This window comes from Actinomadura sp. KC345, assembly GCF_004348515.1.
Lineage (GTDB): Bacteria > Actinomycetota > Actinomycetes > Streptosporangiales > Streptosporangiaceae > Spirillospora.
Genome location: NZ_SMKH01000346.1, coordinates 1 through 7,558, shown reverse-complemented (window position 1 = coordinate 7,558; position 7,558 = coordinate 1). Strand labels below are relative to the sequence as shown.

General features: G+C 75.7%; 7 protein-coding genes and 1 pseudogene. 4 read left to right on the top strand and 4 right to left on the bottom strand.

Translation table 11 applies throughout. From position 1 onward, the window contains the following. The 3 genes from E1281_RS34730 to E1281_RS34720 all read left to right on the top strand — a co-directional run. Window positions 1–356: carotenoid biosynthesis protein (locus E1281_RS34730; RefSeq protein WP_131883945.1), on the top strand; the 356-nt coding region annotated here is incomplete at its 5' end. Then, entirely contained in the window at window positions 344–1,822 is a 1,479-nt protein-coding gene (crtI, locus tag E1281_RS34725; RefSeq protein WP_165959231.1) for a phytoene desaturase family protein, read from the top strand. The genes E1281_RS34730 and crtI (E1281_RS34725), both read left to right, overlap by 13 nt. After that, window positions 1,810–2,943, top strand: a complete 1,134-nt coding sequence (locus E1281_RS34720) for a glycosyltransferase (protein WP_243717712.1) — start codon at window positions 1,810–1,812, stop codon at window positions 2,941–2,943. Before crtI (E1281_RS34725) ends, E1281_RS34720 begins: the two co-directional genes overlap by 13 nt. Before the next feature lie 13 nt (window positions 2,944–2,956). Here E1281_RS34720 and E1281_RS34715 read toward each other — a convergent pair. After that, window positions 2,957–3,529, bottom strand: a pseudogene (locus E1281_RS34715) (glycerol-3-phosphate acyltransferase); the annotation flags it as partial. On the opposite strand from E1281_RS34715, the gene E1281_RS34710 reads away from it, so the two are divergent. Next, entirely contained in the window at window positions 3,528–4,217 is a 690-nt protein-coding gene (locus tag E1281_RS34710) for a spheroidene monooxygenase (RefSeq protein ID WP_131883944.1), read from the top strand. The pseudogene E1281_RS34715 and the gene E1281_RS34710 overlap by 2 nt on opposite strands. Window positions 4,218–4,222: 5 nt before the next feature. On the opposite strand, the gene E1281_RS34705 is transcribed toward E1281_RS34710, so the two are convergent. The 3 genes from E1281_RS34705 to crtI (E1281_RS34695) form a co-directional block, all read right to left on the bottom strand. Beyond that, entirely contained in the window at window positions 4,223–5,215 is a 993-nt protein-coding gene (locus E1281_RS34705) for a phosphate acyltransferase PlsX (RefSeq protein ID WP_131883943.1), read from the bottom strand. A 1-nt stretch (window position 5,216) separates the two neighbouring features. Next, window positions 5,217–6,113 carry a phytoene/squalene synthase family protein gene (locus tag E1281_RS34700; RefSeq protein ID WP_131883942.1) on the bottom strand — a complete coding sequence of 299 codons (897 nt, stop codon included), beginning with the start codon at window positions 6,111–6,113 and terminating at the stop codon, window positions 5,217–5,219. Next, a partial coding sequence (gene crtI / locus E1281_RS34695) for a phytoene desaturase family protein (RefSeq protein ID WP_131883941.1) occupies window positions 6,110–7,558 on the bottom strand: 1,449 nt, incomplete at its 5' end. The genes E1281_RS34700 and crtI (E1281_RS34695), both read right to left, overlap by 4 nt.

Sequence of the window (7,558 nt, the reverse complement as noted above, 5' to 3'; positions counted from 1 at the left end):
AGATGCTGCGGCACGATCTGTGGAGATGGCCGGACGGCGGCGTCTACCGGGGCGTGCCGGTCAGCAACTTCGCCGGGTGGCTGGGCGTGTCGGCGCTGCTGATGGGGGTCGTGGAACCGATCGTGGGCTGGGAGCGGGACGCGCCGGGGTGGCTGGTGGCGCTCTACGGCGTGATGGCGGGGATGGAGACGCTGGCGTTCGCGGCGGTGTTCGATCCGCCCGACCGGCTCGTCGCGGTGGCCGGCGGGGCGGCGATGGGGGCGTTCGCGGCCCCGGCGGCGGTCGCGGCGGCCAGGCGGCGGACGGTTCCGCCGCCTGCCGCAAGGCCGATGGGGAGGCGCGCGTGGCGGAGGTGATCGTCGTCGGTGGCGGCCTCGGCGGGATGGTCGCCGCGCTGCTGCTGGCGCGGGGAGGCCACCGGGTCCGGTTGCACGAGAGGCTGGGGCGGCTGGGCGGCAAGCTCGCGGAGCGTGAACGGGACGGGTTCACGTTCTCGCTCGGCCCGTCGCTGCTCACCCTGCCCGGCCTCTTCCGGGAGCTGGGCGTCGAACGCGAGCCCGTCGGGCTGGACGAGCTGTGCCGGTACCGGTTCGCCGACGGGTCGAGCCTGCGCGCTTTCCGCGACCCCGATCGGATGGCCGCCGAGGCCGACCGGCTCGCCCCCGGTCAGGGCGGGGCCTGGCGGGACTTCTACGGCTGGGCGCAGCGCTGTCTCGCGGCCTCCCAGCGGAGCTTCTTCGCCGGTCCGGTGGGTCGCCCGCCGGAAGGAGCCCGGCCCGGGGATCTGGCGGCGGTCGCGCCCGGACGAACCCTGCACGGGCTCGCACGGCGCTTCTTCACCGACCGGCGGCTGCGGCAGTACGTCGGGCGGTATGCCACGTACGCGGGGTCGAACCCGTATCGGGCACCGGCCGCGCTGGGGTGCGTCCCGGCGATCGAGCACGGGGACGGCGGGTGGTACCTGCCGGGCGGGCTCGCCCGCCTCGCCGACGACCTGGCGGACCTGCTGGCCGAGGCGGGGGTGGAGGTCCGCACCGGGAGCGAGGTCTCCCGCGTCTCGGCGGACGGCGCGTCGGTCGACGGCGTCGTCCTGGCCTCCGGCGATCGGGAGGCGGCGGACGCGGTGGTCGTCAACGCCGACGCCGCCGCGCTGTACGGCCGGCTGCTCCCCGACCGGCGGCGGGTGCGCGGGATGGCCCGCCTGGGGCCCTCGTCGTCGGCGCTGCTGATCCTGGCCGGCGTCGACGGGCGGACCGAGGGACTGCCGCACCATTCGGTGCTGTTCTCGGCCGACTACCGCCGGGAGTTCGGCGACATCTTCGACCGCCGCGAACCGCCCCGGGACCCGACCGTCCACATCGGCTGCTCGGCGGTGGACGACCCGTCCCAGGCGCCGCCGGGAGCGGAGAACCAGGTGATGCTGGTGAACGTTCCGGCCGGGGACCCCGGGCGATGGCCGATGACGCCGGAAGCATACGGGGACCTGGTGCTGGAGCGGCTCGCGCAGCGCGGGCACGATTTGTCGGGGCGGCTGCGGTTCGTGGAGCTGTTCACGCCCGCGGACCTGCGCGACCGGTACGGCGCGCCGGGCGGTGCCATCTACGGCACCGCGTACGGCGGGCCGACGGCGCCGCTGCGCCGGCCGGGCAACCGGGGCCCCCGGCGGGGCCTGTACCTGGTGGGCGGCTCGGCGCATCCGGGCGGCGGGCTGCCGCTGGTCGCGATGGGCGGCCGCATCGTCGCGTCCCTCGTGGAGCGGGACTTCCACGCCGCAGGCGCGTCGAGGCGCCGCCGCGACGGGAGCCGGTCGTGGGGGTGCTGACCGCAGCCCAGTCGGTGGCGGCGCTGGTGGTGGCCGCGCGGCTGGCGCGAGGGCGGAACCGTCCGCCGCCGCTCACCGGAGGCTCCGGGGACGGCGCGGCGGAGCCGATCTCGGTCGTGATCCCCGCCCGCGACGAGGAGGGTCGGATCGGGCCGTGCCTGGCGCCGCTGCTGGCCGATCCGGCGGTCCGGGAGGTCGTCGTCGTGGACGACCGGTCCCGCGACGGCACGGCCCGGCTGGCCGCCCGATCGGGCGCGACCGTGGTCACGGGCACCGAGGCGCCGCCGGGATGGGTGGGCAAGCAGTGGGCGCTGCGGCAGGGTGTGGCGGCGGCGGCCGGGCCCGTGGTGGTGCTGCTGGACGCCGATACCCGTCCCAAGGCCGGATTGTGCACGGTGCTGGCGGAGCTGCTGGACGCGTGGGATCTGGTCAGCGCCGGCCCCCGCTTCGCCACGGGCGGCGGCGTCGAGCAGGCGCTGCACGCCTCGCTGCTGACCACGCTGGTCTACCGGTTCGGGCCGATCGGCCCGGCGGCGACGTCGCCCGGCCGCCTGCTGGTCAACGGCCAGTGCATGGCCTTCCGCAAGGCCGCGATAGTGGAGGCGGACGCGTTCGGCCGCGTGCGCCGCCACCTCACCGACGACGTCGCTCTGGGCAGGCTCCTCGCGCGGGACGGCTGGAAGGTCGCGTTCGTCGACGCGGGCGCGTTGCTGGAGGTCGACATGCACACCTCCGCCGCCGACGTCTGGTGCCAGTGGGGACGCTCGATCGCGTTGCGGGACGTCAGCACGCCCGGCCGCCTCGCCGGCGATCTGGCGGTGGTCTGGCTGACCGCCGCGCTGCCGGTCCTGCGGCTGACCGCCGGACGTCCGAAGCCGCTCGATCTAGTCCTGCTGGGACAGCGGCTCCTGCTCACCGCCGCCCTTCGCGGCAGCTACCGCGAACCGGGGCTCGGCCTGCTGCTCTCACCGCTGCTCGATCCGGTCGCCGCCATGCGCCTCACGCTGTCCGCGCTGCGCCCCGGCCGTACCTGGCGCGGCCGCGCCTACGGGCGTGCCGCGGCCGGTCTCGCCGGCCGGCGTGATCGGCGAGCGCCGCCTGCCCGAAGCGCAGGCCGATGAGGGACATCAGCGCCCCGGTCCCGGCCACGTGCGCGGCCGGAGCGAACAGCAGTTGCAGCGCGGGCAGCGAGAACACCGCGACGCGGGCGCCCCGGGCGAACGAGCGTCCGCCGATGCCGGTCGCGGCCAGCAGCCCGAGACCCAGCCCGAAGGCGGGCGGGCAGATGACCGCGAACCCGCCGACGAAGGTCAGGACGCAGCGCCCGCCCTTGCGTCCGGCGAACACCGGCCACGCGTGCCCGGCCATCGCGGCGCCCACCGCCGCGTACACGGGCAGGACGCCGGTCCCGGTCACCGGCCGGAGCGTGCACCGCCGGACACCGCCGACCGCCAGCCCCAGCAGGCCCGCCGCCGTGCCCTTCAGCAGGTCACCGGCGAACACGGGGGCGGCCGACCGTCCTCCCACGCGTTGCATGACGTTCCAGAAGCCGGGGTTGCGGTCGCCGACCGAGCGCGGGTCGAATCCGTGGACGCGTCCGACGACCACCGCGACCGGTATCGAGCCGAGCAGGTAGCCGCCGATGACGGGCACGAGCAGAGATCTCGCGGCGACCGGCGAGGGCGATCCTTCGAGCAGCGGTGTCATGGCCTCGTTTCACCTCGTCAGGTATGCGGGTGTGGACGCCATGCGGTACATGGCGTTCGACCGGCCGGAGCTGCGCGCCGCCGCAGGGCTCCGGTTCTGGCGGTTGCTGGGCACGGGCCGCGGCCGGTCCATGAGCCTGGGCGCCGACCTGCGCCGCTGGGCCTTGTTCGCGGTGTGGGACGGCGAAGCCGCGCTGGACGGCTTCATGGAGTCCTCGGCGATCGCGGCCCGGTGGCGCGCGGAGGCCGAGGAGTCGTGGCATGTCCGCCTCGCGCCGCTGGCCTCGCGCGGCCGCTGGGGCGGACGCGACCCGCTCCCCCCGGCGGTGGCCGCAGGGCCTCGGCACTCGGGCCCGGTGGCCGTCCTGACCAGGGCATCGATCCGGTCCGCGCGGCTGGTGGCGTTCTACCGGTCGATCGCGGAGGTGGACCGGGCCCTTCGCCGCGAGGACGGCTGCATCGCCTCGCTCGGCGCGGGGGAGTGGCCGCTTGCCCGGCAGGCGACGTTCTCGCTGTGGGAGGACGAGGACGCCGTCGCCCGCTTCGCCTATCGCGGCGGGGCGCACCGCGACGTCATCGGCCGGGTCCGCGGCGAGGACTGGTACGCCGAAGAGCTCTTCGCGCGTTTCGCGCCCCGGGGAAGCGAGGGCACCTGGGACGGCCGCGATCCGCTGCGCGCCCGGGACTGAGCGCGTCACGTGACCGTCCCCGCCGCGAGATGCCCGCTCACCACGTCCCCTCCGGCGGAGAGATCGGACGCGACCCGGCACGCGCGGGCGATGGCGGCCGACGCCGAGGAGCCGTGCGCGACGACGGCCGTCCCGGTCAGGCCCAGCAGCGCCGCGCCCCCGTGGGTGTCGGCGGTGTACAGCCGCCCGATCTCGTCCAGCCGGCCGGGGTCGGCGATCCCGGCCCCGGCGACGAGGCCCAGCGTGGTGCGCACGCAGCCCTCGATGTTCTTCAGGACGACGTTGCCGGTGAAGCCGTCGGTCACCACCACGTCCACGGTCCCGGCCAGCACGTCGTGGCCCTCGACGTTGCCGTGGAACCGGACGGGCATGGCGGGCAGCAGCCGCCCCGCGCGGCGGACGAGCCGGTTGCCCTTCCCGCCTTCGGAGCCGATGGACAGCAGGCCGACGGACGGATCGGACACGCCGAGGACGTCCCGCGCGTACCCGGCGCCCAGCAGCGCGAACCGGGCGAGCATCTCCGCGGTCGGGTCGGCCGTCCCGCCCGCGTCGATCAGCACGGTCGCGCCGGCCGGGGTGGGCAGGGCCACGGCCAGCGCCGGACGCAGCACGCCCTCCCGCCGCCCGAAGGTCCGGACCGCGGCCGTCACCACGGCTCCCGTGGAGCCGGCCGAGACGAACGCCGCCCCCTTCCGCCGGGCCAGCTCGCAGCCCGCCATCAGGCTCGTCCCCGGCAGCGCGGCGGCGCCCGCACCGCGCTCGGTCATGGGGACCACCTCGTCGGCGTGGAGCACCTCCACCCGGCCGGCGGCTCCGTGCCGCCGAAGCTCGGCGTCGATCGCGTCGGCCCGGCCGACGAGGGTGACCGGCACCCCGTGCTGGCGCTGGGCCCTCAGCGCGCCCGCGACCGTCTCGGCCGGCCCGTGGTCGCCGCCCATCGCGTCCAGCACGACGGGCCGGGGTGAGCCGTCCGCCGCTCGCCTCCCGCCGCCGGTCATGTCAGACGGCCCCGGACGGCAGGCGACGCTCCGTGCGCCCCGCGGCGGAGGCGGCCAGCAGGTGCCGCGCGAAGATTCCGGCCCTCCGGAGGCGGGGGACCCGTGCCCGGCCCGCCAGCACGTCGTGCCCGGCGGCGGCGATCCGGTCCAGGATCCCGCCGTACAGCTCGTACGCGGCGCGGATGCACGGTCGTGAGGACGGCACCAGCAGCTCCACACCCTCCAGTGCCCGGCGGTAGTGGTCGTGGGCGCGGTCGGCCTCGAAGGCGACCAGTTCGCGCAGTCTCCGCGTGCAGTCGCCGGCGAGGTCGGCCTCGGTCACCCCGAACCTCTCCAGGTCGTCCAGCGGGAGATAGACGCGGCCCCGGTCCAGATCCTCGGCCACGTCCCGCAGGAAGTTGGTGAGCTGGAACGCCCGTCCCAGCTCGCGGGCGGGCTCGCGGGCGATCCGTTCCGCGCCCGGCACCGTCTCCAGCACGGGGAGCATCATCAGGCCGATGGCGGCGGCCGACCCCTCCATGTAGGCCAGCAGGTCGTCGTAGGTGCCGTAGCGCGTGACGGTCAGGTCGGCCCGCATGGACCGGAGGAACGCGTCGATGTCGGCACGCTCGACGTCGAAGGACCGCACGGTGTGCACGAACGCGGGCAGCACCGGGTCTCCGGCCGGCTCGCCCGCCAGGGACGCCTTCAAGCGGCGGGTCACCTCGTCGAGCGCCTCGCCCCGTCCGGCCACGTCACCGGACGCGTCGACGATGTCGTCGACATGGCGGGCGAAACCGTAGAGGGCGTGCACGTGCCGCCGCTTCCACGCCGGCAGCAGCAGCGTGGCCAGGTAGAAGGAGCGCCCGTGGCGGGCGTTGAGGCGGCGGCAGTGCTCGTAGCTCGTCGTCAGCGTCATCGGCTGCCTTCCATGATCCGTACGGCGGCCAGCCGCCCGGAGATCAAGGCGGGTGGCACGCCCACGCCGGGCGCGGTGTACATCCCGGCGAAGTGCAGACCGGGAACGCGGCGGCTGCGGCCCGAGGGGCGCAGCCATGCCGTCTGGCGAAATCGGTGGTCGAGGGCGAACGGGGTACCGGCCGAGTGGCCGAGCCGCTCCCACGCCGGTGGATCGAAGGTGGTCCGCGGCGCCGCCGACAGGTCCCCGTAGCCCAGGTCGGCGAGGCGGCTCAGCATCCGGTGCTCCAGTCGCGGTGTGAGCCCCTCCCAGTCGGCTCCAGCGGCCAGGTTGGGAGCGGGTTCCAGGACGCTCAGCGTCGAGTGCCCGTCCGGCGCGGCCGTCGCGTCGGTCTCCGGGCAGGTGATCAGCAGGCTGGGGTCGGGTTGCGGGCGTCCGGACGCGAGGGCTTCGAAGGTGGCCGACCATTCCCGGCCGAAGTGCAGGGTGTGGTGCGCCCGTCCGGGCATTCGCCGATCGAGTCCGAAGTGCATGACCACGCAGGACGGCGAGTAGCGCGGCCGCCGCAGCCGCCAGTCGCCCGCCGTCTCGGGCAGCAGACCGGCGCGGGCCCGCACCAGGTCGCAGGCGATCACCGCATGGCTCGCCGCGATCCGTTCCCCGCCGTCCAGCCGGACCGCCGTCACCCCGCCGACGCCGGTCTCGACCCGCTCGGCGCGCGTGCCGTAGCGGATGCGGGCGCCGGCCTTCTCCGCCGCCGCGGCCAGGGCGTTCGGGACCGCGTTCATGCCGCCGTCGGCGGGGAAGTAGACGCCGCCGACGGTGTCCATGTGCGCGACGACGGAGTAGATCGCCAGTGCCTTCTCCGGAGCCAGCCCGACGTACAGTGCCTGGAAGGTGTGCGCCCTGACGAGCCGCTCGTCGGTCAGTTGCGAGGCCACGAACGCGTCCATCCGGCGGAACCCGCCCGCCGCCGCCAGCCTCAGCAGCGCGGCGGGACGGGCCATGCCGCGCAGCCGGGTCATGTCCGCGTCGATGAACGCCGACCACTCGGCCTCGAACATCGCGCCGAGCCGACGCCGGAACCGCAGGTACCGGGCGGCCTCGGCCGGTCCGCACAGGGCCCGCACGTTGTCGGCCATCTCCTGCGCGCCCGCCACCACGTCCAGGTGCGAGCCGTCATGGAAGGCCAGCCGGTAGAAGGGGTCCAGGCGCCGGAGCGGCAGCCGTTGCTCGATGTCCTCCCCGGCCGCGCCGAACGTGCGGGCCAGGACGTCCGGCATGGTCAGCACCGATGGGCCGGTGTCGAACCGGTAGGGCCCCAGGGTCGCCGACCCGCAGCAGCCGCCCGGCCCGTCGCCGGCCTCGACCACCACGACCTCGCGGCCCCCGGCCGCCAGGTGGATCGCCGCGGAAAGGCCCGATAGCCCCGCCCCGACCACGAC